The sequence below is a fragment of the Streptomyces sp. NPDC041713 genome (genome assembly GCF_055591085.1).
Window position 1 is genome coordinate 1 of record NZ_JBVIZY010000022.1, and the last position, 18,454, is coordinate 18,454.

18 protein-coding genes and 2 pseudogenes are annotated in these 18,454 nt (G+C 69.6%); 4 read left to right on the plus strand and 16 right to left on the minus strand.

Translation table 11 applies throughout. From position 1 onward, the window contains the following. Positions 1 to 90: 90 nt before the first annotated feature. Positions 91 to 894 carry an SDR family NAD(P)-dependent oxidoreductase gene (locus ACZ6CV_RS35930; protein WP_469255942.1) on the minus strand — a complete coding sequence of 268 codons (804 nt, stop codon included), beginning with the start codon at positions 892 to 894 and terminating at the stop codon, positions 91 to 93. A gap of 227 nt (positions 895 to 1,121) precedes the next feature. Here ACZ6CV_RS35930 and ACZ6CV_RS35935 point away from each other — a divergent pair, with 227 nt between their 5' ends. The 3 genes and pseudogenes from ACZ6CV_RS35935 to ACZ6CV_RS35945 all read left to right on the plus strand — a co-directional run bounded on the left by ACZ6CV_RS35935 (position 1,122) and on the right by ACZ6CV_RS35945 (position 2,486). Further along, positions 1,122 to 1,304, plus strand: a complete 183-nt coding sequence (locus ACZ6CV_RS35935; protein WP_469255943.1) for a maleylpyruvate isomerase N-terminal domain-containing protein — start codon at positions 1,122 to 1,124, stop codon at positions 1,302 to 1,304. Positions 1,305 to 1,322: 18 nt separating this feature from the next. Then, positions 1,323 to 1,814: pseudogene (locus ACZ6CV_RS35940) on the plus strand (maleylpyruvate isomerase family mycothiol-dependent enzyme); the annotation flags it as partial. A 252-nt stretch (positions 1,815 to 2,066) separates the two neighbouring features. Further along, a complete protein-coding gene (locus tag ACZ6CV_RS35945) occupies positions 2,067 to 2,486 on the plus strand; it encodes a TOBE domain-containing protein (RefSeq protein ID WP_469256011.1) in 420 nt (139 codons plus the stop codon). A gap of 263 nt (positions 2,487 to 2,749) precedes the next feature. On the opposite strand, the gene ACZ6CV_RS35950 is transcribed toward ACZ6CV_RS35945, so the two are convergent. From ACZ6CV_RS35950 to ACZ6CV_RS36015, 14 genes and pseudogenes are all read right to left on the minus strand, one after another. Next, positions 2,750 to 3,925: a sensor histidine kinase gene (locus ACZ6CV_RS35950; protein ID WP_469255945.1), complete on the minus strand. Its 1,176-nt coding sequence runs from the start codon at positions 3,923 to 3,925 to the stop codon at positions 2,750 to 2,752. A 56-nt stretch (positions 3,926 to 3,981) separates the two neighbouring features. Next, positions 3,982 to 4,998 carry a response regulator gene (locus ACZ6CV_RS35955; protein ID WP_469255947.1) on the minus strand — a complete coding sequence of 339 codons (1,017 nt, stop codon included), beginning with the start codon at positions 4,996 to 4,998 and terminating at the stop codon, positions 3,982 to 3,984. Between the two features lie 163 nt (positions 4,999 to 5,161). Then, on the minus strand, positions 5,162 to 5,950 hold the full coding sequence (locus ACZ6CV_RS35960; RefSeq protein WP_469255949.1) for a hypothetical protein: 789 nt from the start codon (positions 5,948 to 5,950) through the stop codon (positions 5,162 to 5,164). Beyond that, complete coding sequence (locus ACZ6CV_RS35965) at positions 5,947 to 6,912, minus strand: ABC transporter ATP-binding protein (RefSeq protein WP_469255950.1); 966 nt, start codon at positions 6,910 to 6,912, stop codon at positions 5,947 to 5,949. Before ACZ6CV_RS35965 ends, ACZ6CV_RS35960 begins: the two co-directional genes overlap by 4 nt. After that, positions 6,909 to 7,112, minus strand: a complete 204-nt coding sequence (locus ACZ6CV_RS35970) for a hypothetical protein (RefSeq protein WP_469255952.1) — start codon at positions 7,110 to 7,112, stop codon at positions 6,909 to 6,911. Before ACZ6CV_RS35970 ends, ACZ6CV_RS35965 begins: the two co-directional genes overlap by 4 nt. Positions 7,113 to 7,159: 47 nt before the next feature. Then, entirely contained in the window at positions 7,160 to 8,269 is a 1,110-nt protein-coding gene (locus tag ACZ6CV_RS35975; protein WP_469255954.1) for a sporulation-delaying protein SdpB family protein, read from the minus strand. Next, positions 8,262 to 8,834 carry an SdpA family antimicrobial peptide system protein gene (locus ACZ6CV_RS35980; RefSeq protein ID WP_469255956.1) on the minus strand — a complete coding sequence of 191 codons (573 nt, stop codon included), beginning with the start codon at positions 8,832 to 8,834 and terminating at the stop codon, positions 8,262 to 8,264. Before ACZ6CV_RS35980 ends, ACZ6CV_RS35975 begins: the two co-directional genes overlap by 8 nt. 108 nt (positions 8,835 to 8,942) lie before the next feature. Beyond that, positions 8,943 to 9,551 (minus strand): hypothetical protein, encoded by a 609-nt coding sequence (locus tag ACZ6CV_RS35985; RefSeq protein ID WP_469255958.1) that lies wholly within the window; start codon positions 9,549 to 9,551, stop codon positions 8,943 to 8,945. Between the two features lie 378 nt (positions 9,552 to 9,929). Further along, a complete protein-coding gene (locus tag ACZ6CV_RS35990) occupies positions 9,930 to 10,199 on the minus strand; it encodes a hypothetical protein (protein WP_469255959.1) in 270 nt (89 codons plus the stop codon). Between the two features lie 279 nt (positions 10,200 to 10,478). Next, positions 10,479 to 10,913, minus strand: a complete 435-nt coding sequence (locus ACZ6CV_RS35995) for an NUDIX domain-containing protein (protein WP_469255961.1) — start codon at positions 10,911 to 10,913, stop codon at positions 10,479 to 10,481. A gap of 193 nt (positions 10,914 to 11,106) precedes the next feature. Next, positions 11,107 to 11,661, minus strand: a pseudogene (locus ACZ6CV_RS36000) (class I SAM-dependent methyltransferase); the annotation flags it as partial. A gap of 27 nt (positions 11,662 to 11,688) precedes the next feature. Next, positions 11,689 to 12,591 (minus strand): NUDIX domain-containing protein, encoded by a 903-nt coding sequence (locus ACZ6CV_RS36005; RefSeq protein WP_469255963.1) that lies wholly within the window; start codon positions 12,589 to 12,591, stop codon positions 11,689 to 11,691. Positions 12,592 to 12,636: 45 nt separating this feature from the next. Beyond that, the gene (locus tag ACZ6CV_RS36010) at positions 12,637 to 13,869 is read right to left on the minus strand and encodes a M15 family metallopeptidase (RefSeq protein ID WP_469255965.1); all 1,233 of its coding nucleotides are present in this window, start codon (positions 13,867 to 13,869) and stop codon (positions 12,637 to 12,639) included. 29 nt (positions 13,870 to 13,898) lie between these two features. Beyond that, positions 13,899 to 14,918 (minus strand): NUDIX hydrolase, encoded by a 1,020-nt coding sequence (locus tag ACZ6CV_RS36015; protein ID WP_469255967.1) that lies wholly within the window; start codon positions 14,916 to 14,918, stop codon positions 13,899 to 13,901. An 880-nt stretch (positions 14,919 to 15,798) separates the two neighbouring features. Between ACZ6CV_RS36015 and ACZ6CV_RS36020 the strand changes: the two genes are divergently transcribed. Further along, entirely contained in the window at positions 15,799 to 16,134 is a 336-nt protein-coding gene (locus ACZ6CV_RS36020; RefSeq protein WP_469256012.1) for a UvrD-helicase domain-containing protein, read from the plus strand. 618 nt (positions 16,135 to 16,752) lie between these two features. On the opposite strand, the gene ACZ6CV_RS36025 is transcribed toward ACZ6CV_RS36020, so the two are convergent. Then, positions 16,753 to 18,228, minus strand: coding sequence for a hypothetical protein (locus tag ACZ6CV_RS36025; RefSeq protein WP_469255969.1), 1,476 nt, complete (start codon positions 18,226 to 18,228; stop codon positions 16,753 to 16,755). Between the last annotated feature and the right edge of the window lie 226 nt (positions 18,229 to 18,454).

The window sequence follows — 18,454 nt, forward strand, 5'->3', positions numbered from 1 at the left end:
ACCCGCTACGCCAAACGGGCTCGCCACTACGAAGCCATGGTCACCCTCGCCTGCCTACAGCTCTGGCTGCCCTGACTATGCGGACACGACCTAGGCCCGCATGCCGCCGTCCACCCGAAGAACCGTGCCGGTCACGTAGGAGGAGCGGTCGCTGAGGAGCCAGGCGGCGGCCTGGGCGATCTCGTCGGGGTCGGCCGCACGGCGCAGGGGAGTCTGCGCGTTGAGCCGGTCGATGACTCCGGGAGAATTCGCTTCCCAGGAACGGATCATCTCGGTCAGCGTGGTGCCGGGGGCGATCGCGTTGACCCGTATGCCTTCCGGTCCGTAGGTGACGGCGGCCGACTCGGTGAGGCTGTTGAGCGCCCGCTTCATCGCGCCGTAGGCGGGCAGTTGGGGGTTGCCCCTCAGACTGCCGACGCTGGAGTTGTTGACGATGGCCCCCGTCCCGGCGGTGGCGCGGATGGCGGTGACCTCGGCGACCATGGCCAGCCAGGGGCCCCTGAGATTCACGCCGTAGATGTGGTCGAAGTCGGCCTCGGTCACCTGGTCCATCGGGCCGGGAGGGATGCCCGTCGCGGCGTTGTTGAAGGCGACGTCGAGTCGGCCGTAAAGCTCCACCGTGCGGTCGACGGCGGCGCGCACACCGGCCGCGTCGGCCACGTCGCACACCACGTAGTCCGCGGTGCCGCTCGCCTCCCGGATCTCCTCGGTCACCGCCTGCAACTGGCTCTCCGTACGCGCCGCGAGCATCACCCGAGCCCCCTCCTTCGCGAACAACCGAGCCGCCGCGGCCCCGATCCCGCGTCCGGCACCGGTGATGAAGGCAACCTTGCCGGCCAGCAACCCCTGTGCGGGGGGAGGGGCGGAGGTGTCGGTGGTCGTTGTGTTGTCCATGGGGTGATTCTGATCTACGGGGTGGCGGGGAGGCCAACTTGCCGGTGCGCGAGCTCTGTTGGGCCTGGGTGTGGGTGTGGGTGTGGGTGTGGGTGTGGGCAGGGAGGGTCTGGGTTGACGTGTGTTTAAGCCGCGGGGCCGTGCGGCTGTCGGCCGCCTGGGGCCTGTCCGATGGGTCGGATCCGGGGCGCCCTGTCAGTCGGCCGACTGAGTTAGGTTCGCTGGTCATGGACTCGGAATCTCTGCTGCAGCACCTGAGTGACGAACTCGACGCGTTCCACGCGTGCCTCGACGGTGACTTGGCCGTACCTGTCGAGCACTGCGGCGAGTGGGTGCTCCATGATCTGGCTGAGCACATGGGCAGCTCAAATCTTTGGGCGGCAACCGCTGTTACCGAGCATCACGGCTAGTACGAGGCAGCCCCGGCCCCGCGTGACCCTGGAGAGCTGGCGCGTTGGTTCGAGGAGAGTTCAACGACTCTGCTCAAGGCGCTCGACACCGACCCGGGTGTCAAAGCCTGGACTTTCCACCCGCCGCACACGGTCGGTTTCTGGCAGCGGCGCCGTGCACTGGAGACGCTCATTCACCGCTGGGACGCCGAGAACGCACTGGGCATCAGGCGATCACTCGACCCGACACTGGCCGGCGAAGGCGTGGCCGAGGTCTTCGACACGATGGCACCACGGCAGATGGCACGGGGACGAGCACAGTGCCCGCAGCACGCCCTGCGTCTGCACGCGACGGACACCGGGACATCCTGGGTGTACGGCCCCGGCACTGCAGTGGCCACGCTCTCCGCGACGGCGGAGGAACTCCTGCTGCTCCTCTGGGGACGGATGCGCCGATCAGACGCCGCCTTTCACTGGACCGGCGATCAGGAGACCGCGCTGCGCATCCTGGCCGACACGTTGACAGCCTGAAGCCGTTCAGGAGCGCAGCTATAGGCGGATTACTGCGAGGGTGTCCCCCCCGGCCGACGCACGCGAAAACCTCGCGCCTTCGTCCTCGGGCGCTCTGCCAGACGGATATGGCATTCCTGGCATTCCATCTCGCAGACGCGGCGCGCCCCGAAACGGTCCTTTGTGGACGTACTACCTTCGGAAGCGGCAGGCCGCCCCCTTGGCGGCCACGCTCCCGTGCAACCGACTCCGTAAGGCAGTACGACCATGAGCCTGAGCCTGAGCATCCGCAACCAGCTCCCCGGCACCGTCGCGTCCGTCACCACCGGCGAGGCCATGGCGACCGTCAAGGTCCGCCTCGCGGGCGGCCAGGACATCACCGCCGCGATCACCACCGAATCCGTCAAGGACCTCGGCCTCGCCGAGGGCGACGAGGTCAGGGTCCTCGTGAAGTCCACCGAGGTGTCCCTGGCCACCGGCCCCGCCTCCGGCCTCTCCATCCGCAACCAGATCGCGGGCACCGTCGCCGCCATCGCCACCGGCGGCGCGATGGCCTCCGTCAAGGTCGACGTCGAGGGCGGCGCGCTCACCGCAGCCATCACCAAGGACGCGGTCACCGAGCTCGGCCTCACGGCCGGTTCCTCCGTCGTCGCGCTGATCAAGTCGACGGAAATCTCCCTGGCGACCGCCTGATCGCCGCACGTACGACGACGCGGCGCCGAGAGAGGCCCTCACGCCGGCGCACCACCCGCATCACCCGCATCACCCGCATCAAGGGGCAAGGGCACCAAGAGCATCGTGAACAGGTTCCCGTACGACCAAGAGTCCGGCGCCCACCGGCTCCTCGACACGGGCCACATCCAGGGCAATCTCGCTCTTGTGGTGTGACGCCGTCCGGGCGCTCGACGAGAAGCGGGCGGGCTGCCCGATGATGCGGTGGCCGGCATGGACGAGCATCACCCGGGGCGACGGCAACCACGCCCACGTTCGTACTCCGGTCCCATGAGCCCGTGCCCCGGGGCCGGAAACGCGGCTCGGAGCAGGAAGCATCCGTCCGGCGTCGGGCCCGCGGTGAGCGCGCCGTCCAGGATGCGGGCGCGCTCACGCAGGCCGGTCAGACCATGGCCGCCGCCCTCGGTGGAGTTGGCTGCCCTTGTGTTGTCGGATGTGGCCGCGCCCCCGGCGCCCCAGGTCAGCCCGCTGCGGACCTCGACGACCAGGCACGTGTCGCCGTCCACGGACTCGACGCGCAGGGCGACCGGGACGTCGACGTCACCGTGTTTGAGTACGTTGGTCAGCGCCTCCTGCACCGTGCGATAGGCGGCGAGTTCCACTGTGGCGGGCCAGTGGGTCCCTGCCCCCGGAGCGACGATCAGAGGCCGCACCGTGAGTCCGCTGCGTTCGACGAGGACGGGGATGTCGGCCAGGCGCGAGCCGATCGGCACGCTCGACTCCTCGGGACGCTGTCCCCGCAACGCCCTGACCAAGTGCCGGGTCTCGTCCAGGGCGCGCAGGCTCACCGCGCGGATCAGTTCGGCCTCATGGCGGGTCTCCGCGTCCGGGGCCCGCCGCGCCAGCACCGCTGCCCTCACCGAGATCAGGCTCATCTCGTGCCCCACCACGTCGTGCATCTCGCGGGCGAGCGCGGCTCGCGCGGCCTCCTCGACGGTGGCTCGTTCACTTCTCAGGGCACGCTCCTGGCTCCGCCGAAGGGCCACGACCTGTTCGGCCACGCGGGCCCGGGAACGCAGCAACTGCCCGAGCGCGGCCGGTGCCGCACCGAACACGGCGCAATACACCAGCGCCTCCAGCACATCGCCGGGCGCGTGCGATGTTCCGTCGCGCCACAGGAGTTGGTCCAAGAGCTCGCTCCCGGACACCACGATCGCGCAGAGCGACGCCGGCAGGAGCGGAAGCACCCGAGCCGCCGCGACCAGAGCCACCATGGAGGCCAGTTGCATGCCTGCCGGGAGCGCGGGCAGCGTCAGGGCCAGCACGAGCACGGGTCGGCGCCGCCGCCACGGCAGCGCCGCCAAAGCGAGAACCGTCAGCGCCAACCCGTACGGACCCGGCCGCTGCTTCTCGCCCTCGAGGATCTCCACCAGCAGGTCGGTGCCCGTGAAAAGCAGCACGACGGCCTCTGTGGCACAGCGGCGACGCAAGGGCCGGAGCCGGGGCGCGGCGGGGGTCATCGCGCCGGTTCCGGGGGCGCTTCGTCAGCGCGTCCCGGCATGGGGGCTGCGCCGGGGCCGTCGAAGAGACCGGCCCGGTAGGCGATGACCGCGGCTCGTACCCGGTTGTCCGTGCCGAGCTTCGCCAGCGTGGCGCTGACGTGCTCCTTGGCCGTGCCGGGAGTGATGGCGAGCCGCTCCGCGATCTCCGGGTTGGACAGGCCGGTGCCGAGCAGGGTGAGCACTTCGCGCTCACGGGCGGTGAGCCAGGCCAGGCGCCCCCGCAATGCACGCGACGCGGCCCGCTGCTCCGCACCGGCAGCGTCGCGTCCCACGACGTCGTGCCCCGATGCGCCGCGTTCCACGACATCGCGCCCCGATGCGTCGCGTCCCGCGTGGTGCCCCGATGCGTCGCCTTCCACGGCGTCGCGTTCCGACAGGTCGGACGGCGACGAGGTCGCGTCCCGCTGACTGTGTGGCCCCGCAGACGATCCCGCGCCCGAAACCGTACCGCCACCGAGCGAGGAGGCGTACCCCTCCACGACCGCCGTGGCGATGGACGGGGAGAGATGTCCACCGCCCACCGCCGCCGCGCGCACGGCGCGGATGAGGTCGTCCGGATCGCTGTCCTTGAGCAGGAACCCGTCCGCCCCGGCGCGCAGCGCCCGCACCACGTACGCGTCGGCGCTGAAGGAGGTCAGCATGACCACGGCCGGTGTCGGGATGCGCCCCTTGAGGTCCTCGAGCACGGCGAGGCCGTCACGTTGAGGCATTCGGATGTCGAGCAGCACCACGTCGGGCGAGTGGGCGGCGACGGCCTTCAGCACGCCGTCCGCCTCGCACGCCGCGACCACGCGAATGTCCCCGGCCGTCTCCAGGAGCATCCGCAATCCCGTACGGAACAGCTCCTCGTCATCGACGATTACGACGTCGATCAGACTCAGGGCGTCTCCGGCGTCCCGGGCACCCTTGCTATCGGCAACCCTGGAGTCCCTGGAGTCCCTGGCGTCGATGACCTCACCAGGTCGGCCCACCCGTTTGCCCGCCACTGTCCCCGTAGCCCCCGTCGCCCCCGCGGTCCCCTGATGATCAAGTACCCATCATGGGATTCCCGTCCTGACTTGCGCAAACCGGGCGAGTACGGCCTTGAGCGGCCGAGGGGGCCCTCCCGGCACCCGCCGTTCCAGACGGAATCCGCTATTCCAGCACCCGTTCCGCCCGGAACATCAGCGGCAGCAGCACGAGCAGTGCGGCCGCCAGAGCAACGGTGCCGCTCACGTACCAGCCCGTCATCGTCGTGTACGCCTCCGGCGCCACGCTCCCGGCCGTGGTCGCTCCCAGGGCGGGCAGCAGGGCGACCGCCCGAGCGAGTCCCCCGCCCAACCCCGACGTCGGCCGCAGTCCGGCGGGCCAGCGGAAGCCGATGAACACGGTGGCGGCGGCGGCCCACACCACGGACGCGGCCGGGACGAGCAGCCCCAACAGCAAGTAGCCGGCACTGAGATGCACGCTGCTGCCGCCCAACGCCAGGGACACCCAGGCGAATCCGGTGAAGCAGAGGACCAGGACGAGCCACGACAGAGCGCCCGTGATCAACGCGCACGCGGTGTAGGCGAGATACACGGAACGCAGGCGCACCGGTGTGGCCAGCAGCGCTTCCATGGAGCCGCCGGCGAGGTCCCCGGAGATCACGGCGCGGCTGATCGCTCCCGTGATCAGCGCGGCGGCCACTCCGAGCAGCGTGGGTGCGACGAGCAGCGCGGTGCTCAGCGCACGGGCGGTGTCGGAGTGGAGACCGGACACGGCGACCAGACCGTTGTCGGCGGCGACGAGCTCTCCGTGGACCGCGTCGGGAAAGACGTACGGCAGCACGAGCAGCAGGGCAACGAGCCCCGTCCCGGCGGCCAGGGGTACGAGCAGGGCCTGGCGGCCCTGGTGACGCCAGGTGCGGAGGAGGAGGGCGCCGAGGAGTCCACCTGTGGTCATGAGGAATCGTCCAGGAGTCGATGGATGGCGGTTTCGACGGCGGACCGCGCGACGCCCCCGGTGCCGCCCGCACGGCCGTCGAGGGTCCCGGCGGTGCCGGTGGCGTCGGCGGTGTCCACGGCGACCGCGGAAACCGGGCGTACGCCGGTGACCTCGACGCCGTCGGCGACGAGCCCGGCGATGTGCTCACCGATCGTCGTGTCCGGCCCGACGCTGATCCGCTCCCAGCCTCCACCGCCGCGCGAGGTCCGCAGGTCGTACACGGAGGGCGACGGCAGGTCGTACACGGAGGGCGACGCGCTCCGCTCCGGTTCCGCGGTCGTGGGTAGTCGGGTGAGCACCCCGCCCCTGAGGACCAGCAGCCGGGAGGCGAGCGTCAGCGCCTCCGGCACGCTGTGCGTGGAGTACAGGACGGTCTTCCGCTCGCCCCACGACCGTACGAGCGCGCGGGTGTGTTCGGCGCTGACCGGGTCGAGCCCCGTCAACGGCTCGTCGAGCAGCAGGACATGAGGGTCGGGCAGGGTGAGCCGGGCCAGGTCGGCGCGCTGGAGCTGGCCTCTGCTGAGCCGGGCGGTGCGGCGGTCGAGGAGCCCTTCGATGTCGAACCGTGCGGCCGCCTCCCGTATGCGCGTGCCGCGCCGCGCGGCGTCCAGGCCCTGCACCCGGGCCCAGAACTCCAGGTTGTCGCGCACGCTCAGCTGCGGGCTGAGCGCGGCACGGTGGGTCAGTACGCCGATGGCGCGCTTCGCCTCTCGGTGGTCGGCCACGTCGGTGCCGTCGATCAGCACCCGGCCCGCGAGCGGCGGGAGAATACCGGCCAACACCCGCATGAGCGTGGTCTTCCCGGCGCCGTTGCGCCCGAGCAGGACATGCACCCCGTGGTCGAGTTCCGTGTCGATGGGGCCGATCACCGGGCGTCCGCGGTATCCGGCGACGACCCCGTCGAGGCGTACCCCCGTCACGGTGCGTCGAAGAGGGTGGCGCGCTGCGCGGCGGTCAGCTCCCTCTCGTCGACGCGGCGGAGCAGCGACAGATGCCGGCCCGCCTTGCACATGCCCAGCCGGCGCGGCCCGAGGCGAATGGTGGTCACCGAGGCTCCGTGCACCCACCTTCCCCAGAAGACGTGGCCCTTTCCGCACGCGATGATGGTGTCCGCAGTCATGTGTCTCTCCTTGAGCCGGGGTGGGAGGTGAGGGTCGGCTTCGGTTCTCAGGTCGGCTTCGGTTCTCGGGTCGGCTTCGGTTCTCGATCGGGATCCACGCGGTCCGGAGTGGCCGCGACGGCGGCTGCACCGATCATGATCAGACTGAAGCTCCACAGCCCGATGGTCGCGATGATGGCGCCGTGCAGCAGCACATCCATCCGGAAGGCCAACTTCCGCCAGCGTTGCGGGCCGATCAACAGTGCGGCGATGACCACCTCAATGAGGATCGCACCCCAGGTCATCGCACTGACCAGCAGCCCGTTTCCGGACATCTTCAGCAGCGGCGCGGCGAGCGGCTCGGCCACTCCGAAGACCGGGTCGCGCAACACGTAGTACTCGGCCGAACCGTTCAACCAGTCCGCGACGCCGAACTTGCTGATGCCCGACTGCAGATAAAGGATCACCAGCTGTACGCGCAGCGCCCAGAACGCGGCGAAGGCCACGCCACGACGCCGCGGTCCGAGCGCGGTGGTCGGCCGCTGCCAGTGCCAACGCCGGTCGTCGGCCAAGCCCATCAGGATCAGGAGCAGGCAGACGATCCGCGCGATGGCCTCGCCGCCGTCGGGCAACGCGGTGCTGACGCCGATCGAGTACGCGATCCAGGCGTGGACCCACACCGTCCAGCGGGGCCGGTATCCGCTGGCGACCAGGGCGAGCAGCGCGACCATGATCCAGCGACGCCACTCCTGGGAGACCGCGTCACCACCCACGCAGTACGTGGAGATGGCCTGCACACCCGCACAGTGCGGGTAGGGCTGCTCGCCGAGGAGAGGGTGGAGCAGCGCGGCGGACGGAGTGAAGGCCAGCGTGACCAGATGCGCCAGGGCGATGACCGTCCGGCCCCAGCCGAACCACACCGAGCGTGGGTCGAACTTGCGCAGTGCCCGGTCCACGGCGTCGGGAAGCCGGCCCGGCGGCGGATCCGCCACTCGCACGGCCGTCTTCCCGCTCTGGCCGGTCCCCGATGGGGCACAGCTCGTCTTTGCTGACTTCGCCGACTTCGCCGTCTTCGCCGTATCCACCGTATTCGGTTCGGTCGTCGGCCCGTTGACGTCGGCCGTCGAGGCTCGCGCCGCTCTCGGCCCGGTCTCCGTCGTCCCCGTCGTCTCAGTCATCGCACCGGATCCTCAGATGTGCCGCACGGGTCACGCGTGAGGTCTCGGACAGCACTTCACGGTAGGCCCAAGGCACGGGCCTCTGGTTGGTCACGACGACGTCTCCGCAGAGCGAGGGCAGGGGTGAGGGGTTGGTGACCGAGGCGGCGGGCCGGGTGGCGGCCGCGCGCAGGCAGTCGTCGTTGGAGCCCTGACAGGTCTCCCAAGCACGGACCTTGGAGGCGAGCAGCGCCTCCTCGGGCCCCTGCGCGCGCTGCCGCCGCGACAGGCCGAAGAGATTCCCGGCCCTGCCCTGCGGGGTCAAGGAGAGGTTCTCCGGCTGCGCTCCACCGCCGCGCAACCGGTAGGCGCCGAACTGTTCGCTCTGCGGGTCCTTGGTGAAGAAGGCCCAGCCCTGGGGCACGAACGCGGAGAAGGCCGTCTTCACCGGAGGCATCCACGGCTGCGTGGTCACGTTGCGCGGCATGGCGAAGTAGATGGAGGCGATCAGGACGGCGGACAGCGCGGCGGCAGCCGTGACGAAGGCCCGGCGCTCCCGCCGTACGGCCTGGGACGTGTCGCTCATGTACGTTTCCTCGGACGTGCGGGTGCCGCCCGCTCTGCAGGGGCGGCATCCGGTACACGGGTGCACGGAGCCTCGGCGCACGAGCGCGCGCCTCGGCCACCGGGACGCTTACAGAGCCTTGGCCACCGCGACGTTCAGCGCCTCGCGGGTGAACTGCGAGGTGTCGTCGGCGGGCCGGTACGCGACCACGACGACCACGCCGACCTCGGCGACGGCCGCCACCGTGGTGGCCACCGTGCCGGTCTGGAGAACGACGTTGTCCGTCTTGACCCAGAAGGAACCGCGCGCGACGCCGTCGGGGAGGGACTTCTTGTCGGTCACCTTGTTCACGTCGGCCGCGAGACGGGTGAGGCCGGCGTCGACCTTGTACGGGTCGCCGCTCTGCACGTTCTCGGTGACCGCCTCGTGGAACTGCGGGTCCGCCGTACGCAGCGCGCCGGTGAAGGCGGCGGTCTTGGCGGCGTCCACGTTCTGGTGCGGGATGCCGAACTTGCTGAGCACGTCCGGGTTCTCCTGTGCGGCGCGGCCGCTGCCGAGCGCGAAGAGCCCGACGATCTCCTGGTCGTTGTACGCGACGCCTTCGGCGGCGTTGCCTCTGCCGTCACCGTGAGCAGGTTCCGCCGCGAGCGCCGTGGGGGCGAGCGTGGTCAGGACAGCGGCCGCGGTGACCGCGCCGACGCCGGCGGTTCGGATACGTCGGGACGCCTTGATCTGCACGTTGTCTCCTCGTCGAAGGCTCGGCCCGGCGTCTGCCGGGACCGAGACTTGATCTTGGTCGGGGGCCTGCGACGCCTCAAGAAAGAGACCGCAAAGAGGGCACAACGGGACCGTGTCGACGCTGTGCCCTCATCTGCCGATCAGGGGGTCCACCTGCTGACCGGGGGGTGTGCAGCCGGCTGATCGGGGGCATGGTGGGTCGGCGTCGTGACGCGCGCGGAGGGCTCGAAGGCAGGAACGGTTACTGCGTGAGCGGTGGCGTCTACGCGCCGCTGCTGGAGGACCAATACGTGCGCGGGATTCTGCCCGCACCGGCACACACACCTACCCGGGAAACAGGGCCACTTCCACCTGGGAATGGGCTGTATCCAGTGGACCTCACCGACTGGTAGAGGAATCCATTTCTTGCTCGATCCGGTCCATTTTGTCCTGGGCCGCCTGTGCCTGGCACCCCGCGAAGAGCAGCAGCGCAGCCCACGCGAAGAAGAACACGCGCAGCCCCGTCACCGCGGCGTCAGAGGGCTCATGGGCCTCCGGGTTACGGAACCACCTCGTCATGAACCGCCGCCACAACCTGCGCTGATCGGCCAAGCCGACGGCGACCAGCACGACAGCCACGACGATGGCAAAAATCAGTACCAAGCTCATTGCGAAGTCCCCCGCCGAAGCCGTCCCTGTGCCGCCGATGCTAACGGCCGGGGTGCAGCCGTTGGTTTCGGGGAGTGCGACGGGATGCGGACCGAGTTCGTCCGGCCTGCTGATCGTCGATGAATCTACGCGCTTACCGGTACCTAATTGCCCATGGGCTCCCGTTCAGGTCCCCGGCCCCAATGTCTGAAGCCGTGCCGGTATGCCGCGGCCCTGGTGTATGCGCTGGGCCGAAGGGAGCCCCGCGGCAGGTCGGGGGGATTGTCTCCGGACTCGCGGTCACAGGCCGTCCGCTGATGGTGTGCCGTGGGTAAAGGGGGTGTAGTGAGCCGGTGTGTGATTGATGGGGAGGTCGGGACGCCAGGCCGTGAGGATTTGGGCGCTGCAGACGAACAGTCCGTTCGGAAGGTGATCAAGGTGGTGCCAGGCCCAGTCTCCGACGCTCTCGTCCGGCTGTGTGGTCGGCTGCCCCCGCCAATTGCCGACGAGCGCTCCGACGGTGACCCGCAAGACGCTTTCCACGTGGTCGACGAGTGTGCCCAGGAGCGTGACGTCGCTGGGACGGGCGATCAGGCCGGTTTCCTCGCCGAGTTCGCGGATCACGGCCTCTTCGAGGGATTCCCCGGCCTCGACGGTCCCCCCGGGCAGTTCGAGGGTGCCGCGTCGATGACGGCCGAGCAGGATGCGCTCCTCGTTCAGGAGGATGGCACCCACGCCGACGGCCGCCCGGGGGCCTGGTGCCACGGGGGCGGCTGGATACCCGTGCGGGGCGGTCGGGCAAGCGCCGGGCGCGGATGAGTTGCTGGATGACCGAGGCGTTCTTGTCGGGGTGCGAGAACAGGTCGAGGGCTTCGACGCGGAAGCCGTACTGAGTGAGCAGGTCCTCCCACAACTGCGGTGCCAGGACCCACATCTGCGTCGGCAGGGGCGGGCCGTCGCCCAGCAGGAGCGTCTGTTCGCGTGGTGCCACTTCGGTGGAGGGGCCGCGGCCGTGCAGGTCGGTGTGGAGGAGCGAGAGGATCAGAGGGGCGCCGGGGCGCAGGCCGTCACGCAGCGCGGGCAGTGAGCGGTGCGGGTCGATGAAGGAGAGCGTCCCGATCGCGTAGGCGGCGTCGAACGGCTCGGCCCCGGTCAGGTACTCGGCCACGTCTGCCTGGGTGAACTCCGCACCGTCCACGTCCGCGTGGGCCGTGACCGCGCGTTCGTGCTGGGCCCGGGACCGTTCGATGCCGGTGACGCGGGCTCCGTGAGCCGCGGCGAGATGGACGGCGTGATGGCCGGCTCCGGAGCCGATGTCCAGGACACGGCGGCCGGCGATGTCGCCGAGGATCTCTGCCCCCGGTCCGATCCCTTCCCAGGGTGTCCAGCTGAGCTGGTCGGGGACGGGTGGGGTGTAGGCGCGGGCGAGTTGGCGCTGTCCGTAGAGCTGCCAGGCCCGGATGTTGGTGTCCTCGGCGGGCACGGTTGCCTCCTGGTAGGGGTGGGAAGCTCAGGTGTGCGTCAGCAGAAACCTGGGGCCCTCTCCCCGCCTCGCTCGTTCGGTGGCGTCGAGGCGGGCGAAGGCGCGCGGTGTCATCAGCTCCTGCCAGGCCGCGAGGTCGTGGACGGCCCACATGTCGTGCTCGGCGGGGTCGAGGCGGATCCGGCCGAGCTGTTCGGCGGTCAGCCGGCCTCCGTCGAAGATGAGCCCCACCTTGTTCAACGGCAGACGCGAACTGGCGTGCAGGAAGTGCGTGAGGAGCAACTCCGGAGTGTCCAGAGCGAGTTCGAGGCCCGTCTCCTCGACCGTCTCGCGCCGAGCGGTCTGCAGCGGGTCCTCGCCCGGGGCGTCCAGGTTGCCGCCGGGGAACTGCCAGAGCCTTGAGCCGTAGACCGAGCGGAGCTGGACGGGCCGGTCGTGCTCGTCGCGGATGTACAGGCAGCCGTACACCGTGTGGTGGGGCACGGTCTGCGCGTACTGGGCGGGTGTCATCGGCATGGGGCGGCCGGGCCGGGCAGGGCGGTGGTCGAACGCGAGGGCAAGGACGCCGAGCGCCTCCTTGCTCGGCGGGTAGATGCTTCGGAGGCTGGCGAGCAGCTCTCCGGGCGGGCCGTCCGGGTCGATGTACGCGGTGTTCTCCGAGTTGAGCAGCTCGCCGAGGGAGGGATACGGGGTGATCCGCCGCACGATGACGTCGAGTTCCCGCCCGGTGTCCCGGTCGTGGAAGACGACCGTGTCACCGACGCCGACGGCGCGCTTGTTCGGGGTGGCCGCTCTCACTTCGATCGTCTTGCGGCCTGCTTCCACTTGGTGGTAGTACCGCCCGAGCAGGCGCATGTGGTGCTCACGTGGTTGGTCTCCGGCCGCCGGACTCGGGACGGCTGGGATCGCCTGCTGGGTGTCGTCAGGCATACGTGCCTCCGTTCGATGCTTTCCGTCGCGGTCGCGGGGCCGGGGCTATGGCAGTTCGATTGGTCCGTAGCGCGCGTGCGACTCCTGCCGCATCAGCGCGTCGTACCGGTCTGCCACCGAGAAGTGCCAGAACTCGGTTCCGTAGTTCGTGAAACCCGCGCCCTCCATCGCCTTGAGCAGCAGCGTGCGGTGGTGGCGCGCTTGGTCGCTGAGGTTCGGCGCGTGGGTGAAGCAGGCCCCGTCGCTCTCCTCCGGGGAGGCGTTGACGCGGGTGCCGAGGTCGAGTTCGTGGCCGTCCTGGTCGACGAGGGTCACGTCCACGGCCGCGCCCGCGGAGTGCGGCGCGATCTCGGGCGGCGACACGTACCGGCTGGCGGCCTGGTGCAGCTGCTCAGGCGTCCAGTCGGGGTGGGCGGCGGCCAGCTCGTTACCGTACTCGGTGAAGTAGCGCTGCTGGAGGGACAGCGGACGATAGCCCTCGATGAACAGCAGGTCGGTGCCGGCGGGCAGGAGCGATCGGGCGTGCTTCAACCGGGCGAGGACGCCTTCACGTACGTAGGCGAACGCGCCCAGTGGGTCTTGCTTGCGGCAGTCGACGCGGAAGTCATGGTCGCGCACGTCGACGAGCGGCTCCCCGCACTCGCACACCGGGACCGCGGCGACCTGCGGATCGGACATCAGCACCAGGTTCATCGAGTTCCCCTCTGATGGCGTGCACTGCGGTGGCGGGGCGGAGGCGACGGCGGTCAGACCGGTGTCGCGCACGATCCGGGCGACCGTGTCCTGCAGCGTGCTGTCGGCCGGGACCACGGTCTCCGGACCGCCGGGGAGCAGGTCCAACTCGCGGTACCAGAAGGCGAGGTGGGCGTCGGTGACCTGCTTCAGGTACGCGGCGTCCGCTTTCGACGCGTGCCGGGCCAGAGTCACTTCCAGAGGCACGTCGAGGTAGTAGCAGGCCGAGACGCCGCGGTGGTCCCGGACCAAAGACGTGATCATGTGGCTGTAGCGGTCGGCGTAGAGGACCCCTTCGAGTACGACGTGAAAGCCGGCGTCCAGTGCTCCGCGGGCGATCCTGCCGAGCAGGGCGATGTTGGCACCGCCCGTGGTGTCGTGCTCGCGCAGCACATTTCGCCGGATCACGTCCTGGCCCACGATCGCGACGCCGCGGCCGTAGTGCTCTCGCAGGCCCTGGGCCACGCTCGACTTGCCCGACGCCGAGTTTCCGCGGATCACTACGAGGCGGGTGTCGAGACGTCCGGCCGCTGTCGCAGCGGTCACGTGGCGGGGCGTGTTGGTCGCTGTGCCGGTCATGCGGGCCAGCCCGTCTCGCTGTACAGCTCGCCGTTCAGGATCTTCGCGATAGCCAGTCGGGTATACGGGACGAGATCGTCGGGAAGGGCGGTGGGGTCCCAGAATTTCCACTGGGTGCACTTGTCCGGCTCGCGCAGCTCCGGCTCGCCGCGCCAGGCGCGGGCGCGGAAGAACAGGCCCAGGCGGGGCGGGTTCCTGGGCCTGCCGATGTGGTGGATGACGTGGACGAGTTCGACGTCGTCGCGCTCGATGTGCAGGCCGGCTTCCTCCTCTGCCTCCCTGATCAGGCAGTTGATGGCGTTCTCCTGTTCGCAGTGGCCCGCCAGGACGTGCCAGGTGGACGGCGCGAAGGCGGAGTTGGGGTGGCGCAGCCCGAGCAGCACCGTCCCGTCGGGCCGCTCCAGATAGAGGTGGACGCCGATGATGTTGGGGACCGTGCCGTGCGGTGAAGCCGGACCTTCTTCCTCGGGTTCGGGCTCGCTCTGCGGCGCCGGGTGGCTGGCGGCGTGGCGCCGTACGAGATCGCTGGTGGAGTCCGCGATGCGCAGGCGGTGGAGGTTGTCGGGGGTGAACCAGGCCAGCATCACCCCTTCTGTCAGGCGGAGGTCGCGCGGGTCACCGTTCCAACGGCCGGCGTAGATGGCGATGGACACGGTCGCGCCGGCGTCGTCGGTGGCGTACTCGGTGCCGAACGGGGTCAGGTCGGCGATGTCCAGGCCGGTCTTCTCGTGCAACTCGCGTCGCACGGTGTGTTCCAGGGTGGCGTCCTGGGGCTCTCGGCCGCCGCCCAGCAGGGACCACATGCCCGGCTCCCAGATCCCTCCGGGGAAGTTGTCGCGCAGGTGGAGCAGGTACTCGCCGCGGTCGTTGTAGATCAGGACGGAGGCGTTGGCCGTCTCCGGTTCGGCCTGGAGGGGGAGCTTGAGGAGCTTCTCGCGCGGGGTCGGTCGGGTTACTCGGTCCACGGGACGCCACCCGATGCCGCCGACCTCGTCCTCCTGCAGCGCGACTGCCACGCCGGTCGTGGTGTGCAGACGGGAGAGGAACCGGAGGCCGAAGCGCTGGTGGGCGGGTGCTTGATTCCGTGCGCCTTCGTGTACTCGGCCAGGTCGTCGACCGCGAACAAGTGGCTCGACCACTCGCCGGGCCAGACTGCGAAGTGGCGGGACTTGCAGGCCGCGGTCCGCTCGTACGCGGCGTGCCCGCCCCCGTGCGTCACTGTGCCGTCTTCGTGGATCTCGATGTAGCACGTCGTACGTGCGGCACATGGGAAGCCCTTCCCTGCCGCCGCGGCACTCCTCGGTTCCAACCGGTCCTCCCCGTGTACGCCGTTCCGTGTGACCGTGTCAGCCAAGACTCACCGTGACGGCGTACGCAGGGAGGCTGGCGGAAGTTGGCGGAAGTTGGCTGGTCGAGGCTTACGGAATGGCTGGCGATGCGGACGGTGCCCCGCTCCCCAGCGCCGCCCATTCTTCCTAGGTGCTCCCCAACGGGGGCACGGGCAAGACACTCGTGGGCTTGCACCGCGCGGCTCACCTCGCCCGGCGCACCAGCGGCCGATCCTGTACGTCACGTTCGCCAACAACCTGCCCCGGGGTGCAGGGCACCTTCTTCAAGACCGTGTCCCCGGTCGTCGCGGACAGGGTGGACTTCCGCAGCCTGCGTTCCTGGGCGCAGGAGTGCTTGCAGGAGCGCGACGTCCAGGTTCGGCTACATGGGGACACGGCCGAGACTGCCCTCAGCCTGGCTTGGAAGCACATCGGGCGAGACAGCGCCTGGCGGAGGTCGAGCCGGCGCCGGTCGCACCGGCAGGCAGTGTGGGCCTAGTACGAGGCGGACGAGTCCTTACGCATCGAACGGGGCGCGCATGATTTCAGCGACGTCCTCACCCTCGCCCTGACGGAGGCGACGCGGCGGACCGACGAGCCGCGCTATTCCGCTGTGATTGTCGATGAGGTCCAGGACCTCACTCTCGTCGGGGTCCGCCTCCTGCACGCGCCGGTCGGTGACGCTCGCAACGGGCTGCTACTGGTCGGCGACGGCCAACAGGCCGTCTACTCACGCGGGTTCCGCCTTGCGGACGCGGGCATCGACATCCGCGGAGACCTCGGGCAGGTGCTGCACACCAACTACCGCAACAGCAAACAGATCCTGAGGACATTGACGGCCTGGACATTCCGGGCGGCCGGGACGTCGAGCTCACCTACCACGACGGGCAGGTGGTCGGCGTGACGAAGCCGACTTCGTTGCCCGACCGGGAACGGCCTGACCCGAACGAAGCGACCCAGCCAGGAGTTCGACGGCGGCTCAGGCTACCGAGTATGGGGCCGTCTCGCGGTCTGAGGCTGAGGCTACGCAGGAGGGTGCTCTTCCGGATGGGGTGTTCTCCGGACCGCCCGGCTCCGTGCTCTGGTCGGTGTCCGTGGTGGTGCCCGCTGTGCTCAGCGCGGCTCACTCGTCCTCACGGACATGGTGGACGTGGACACGGCGACTGCTACCACGCACGAAGAAGGGCCCCACCGCGAACGGTGGGGCCCTTCGCCATCGTGCCCGGTGAGGCACTGGCGGATGACAGAGGATTCGAACCCTGCGGCGTTGCCCCCAATACGCTTTCCAAGTCTTCATCTGGGGGTTCTGATGCGCACGTGGGCGTCCTGCCCTGTGGTGCAGCCGAGTCGAGCTGGGCTTTTGAACGGTGCTGTACGCCGGTGAATGCAACCAGAACTGCAACCAAGGAAACGCGGCTGATCGGGGCATCCAAGCATCGCGCTGAGGGAGTCGTTCGAGTCGCTGGCCAGTCCGCGTCGGAACACTGCTGGAGGCCGGCCCCTCAGCTCCGGCCGGCCACCGCTACTCGACGTCGGTATCCAGGTCGAGTGCCTCCTCCTCCACCGCGAGGTAGGTGTCCGAGGTCGCTGCCTCCAGGAAGCCCTCCTCGCTGGGGAGCGCGAGACGCGGAGTGAGATCGATGAGGCGCATCCACGAGCCGCTGTTTCCCATCGTGAAACCTTCACGTACGGAGCGGAGCTGATCGTCTAGCTGTTCCGCTCGAACTCTGCGCGCGTACTCCTGAGCAGCAGCGGCTCTTTCCTCACGCGCGCGATCGCTCATCTGCCGTTCGGGCCGCTGCGCCACCGCGTTCTCCTGGCGCTGAACCGCACGGGGCAGCTCGTCCATGTACATGGGTCGTTCTTCTCGGACACGTGCGATGACGCGACGCTCTGCGTAGGCCAGCTCGCGGCACGCGCCGTACAGACGTCGGGACATCCCCAGCATGAGATCCGTGCCCGGAATCCGTCCCGTCAGCATGTCCAGGCCGTGCTGTTGCCTGATGTCGGCGTCCCCGGAATCCGGTGCGACGTGACGACGTAGCTCGGCTGTGGGCTCGTCGCTCTCCAACAGTCGGATCGGAGCCCTTCGCGTTGTTGCTGCCTCCACCTCGGGCCTGCCAACTGCCGTGACGCGCAACCCGCCCCGGGGCAACGACGAAAGTGCCAGATACGTCAACATGCGCGACCGAGCGAGTTCCAGGAGGGCCTCGTCGTCCTGCTGCAGCGTTTCCTCGTCGGAGGTGTTGCTGGGGTCACCGTCCGGCAGGTCGCCCTCGACGTCGATCATCATGAACAGGCGCCGCTCCAAGCTGGTCCCGCACAGCACCTTCTGGTGTGCAACGGGGACGAGAGCACCGACGTCCAGTTGCTGCGCCCCTTTGACCCTGGGCCCCATGCCGAGCCGACGGCTCCCCTTTGCCTCGACCAGCCAAAGCTCGGACGTGGCCGGGTGCGTGCCGAACAGGTCCGGCAGACTGGGCGTCTTGTCCCAGCCGGGCGCCGCGCCTTGGGGTATCGCGCTCTCAGCGTGTGTGGTGGGGCCGAGCCCCATCGTCTGGCAGGCCCACTGGGCCATCGTCATGCCCACGTGGTAGCCGAAGGCGGTACGAGTCGAGCTCTCCGTTCCGTGGGTGTAGACGACGCTGGGTACGACCTCGCGCCCGGCCCGTACCAGGTAGGCGGAGAGCGGATACCGGCGTGCCTTGATCTCGTGGCGTGCGAGACGGGGCGTAGCGGTGATCCAGGAGCTGATGTCCCGTCCCACCGCGATCGTGGCGTCCAGGAGCGCACGCCACGTCGTGCCGACCAGATACGCGCCGTCCGCAGGTATGCCAGCGCCCTGGGGCAGTGGTTGGTGGGCCAAGGCCACCATCACAGGAGTGGGCCGCGGCGCGGGGGCCAGCGGTGAGCTACGGCGGAGGAAGACGGGGACGTCGAAGGCGTCGGGCGCGGATAGCGGGGTATCCACTGTCCCCGCCCAGGCAGGCGGCTGCATGCGCTCACTGTGCCATTGGTTCCCTCGGCCGAGGGCGGCGGGGCGAGGTTGACTCCATTGGCCTCTGCACCGTGGGAACCACTGACGACCCTCAACTTGGCCGGGTGAGGAGCGCCGGATGGCTTGTGGTGCGGACAGTGCCTGCTCCCCAGTGCCGCGCATTCTCCCCAGGGGCCGGGAGAGCCCCTCTGAACCCTTCGCGTAAGCGAAGTTGATCAGGCCCGCT

Excerpts from the sequence above, each read along its gene's own strand:
- ACZ6CV_RS35935 (WP_469255943.1), top strand. The coding sequence starts at position 1,122 with ATGGACTCGGAATCTCTGCTGCAGCACCTGAGTGACGAACTCGACGCG.
- ACZ6CV_RS35980 (WP_469255956.1), bottom strand. The coding sequence starts at position 8,834 with ATGAGCGACACGTCCCAGGCCGTACGGCGGGAGCGCCGGGCCTTCGTC.
- ACZ6CV_RS35975 (WP_469255954.1), bottom strand. The coding sequence starts at position 8,269 with ATGACTGAGACGACGGGGACGACGGAGACCGGGCCGAGAGCGGCGCGA.
- ACZ6CV_RS36005 (WP_469255963.1), bottom strand. The coding sequence starts at position 12,591 with ATGCCTGACGACACCCAGCAGGCGATCCCAGCCGTCCCGAGTCCGGCG.
- ACZ6CV_RS36025 (WP_469255969.1), bottom strand. The coding sequence starts at position 18,228 with ATGCAGCCGCCTGCCTGGGCGGGGACAGTGGATACCCCGCTATCCGCG.
- ACZ6CV_RS35970 (WP_469255952.1), bottom strand. The coding sequence starts at position 7,112 with ATGACTGCGGACACCATCATCGCGTGCGGAAAGGGCCACGTCTTCTGG.
- ACZ6CV_RS35960 (WP_469255949.1), bottom strand. The coding sequence starts at position 5,950 with ATGACCACAGGTGGACTCCTCGGCGCCCTCCTCCTCCGCACCTGGCGT.
- ACZ6CV_RS35990 (WP_469255959.1), bottom strand. The coding sequence starts at position 10,199 with ATGAGCTTGGTACTGATTTTTGCCATCGTCGTGGCTGTCGTGCTGGTC.
- ACZ6CV_RS35930 (WP_469255942.1), bottom strand. The coding sequence starts at position 894 with ATGGACAACACAACGACCACCGACACCTCCGCCCCTCCCCCCGCACAG.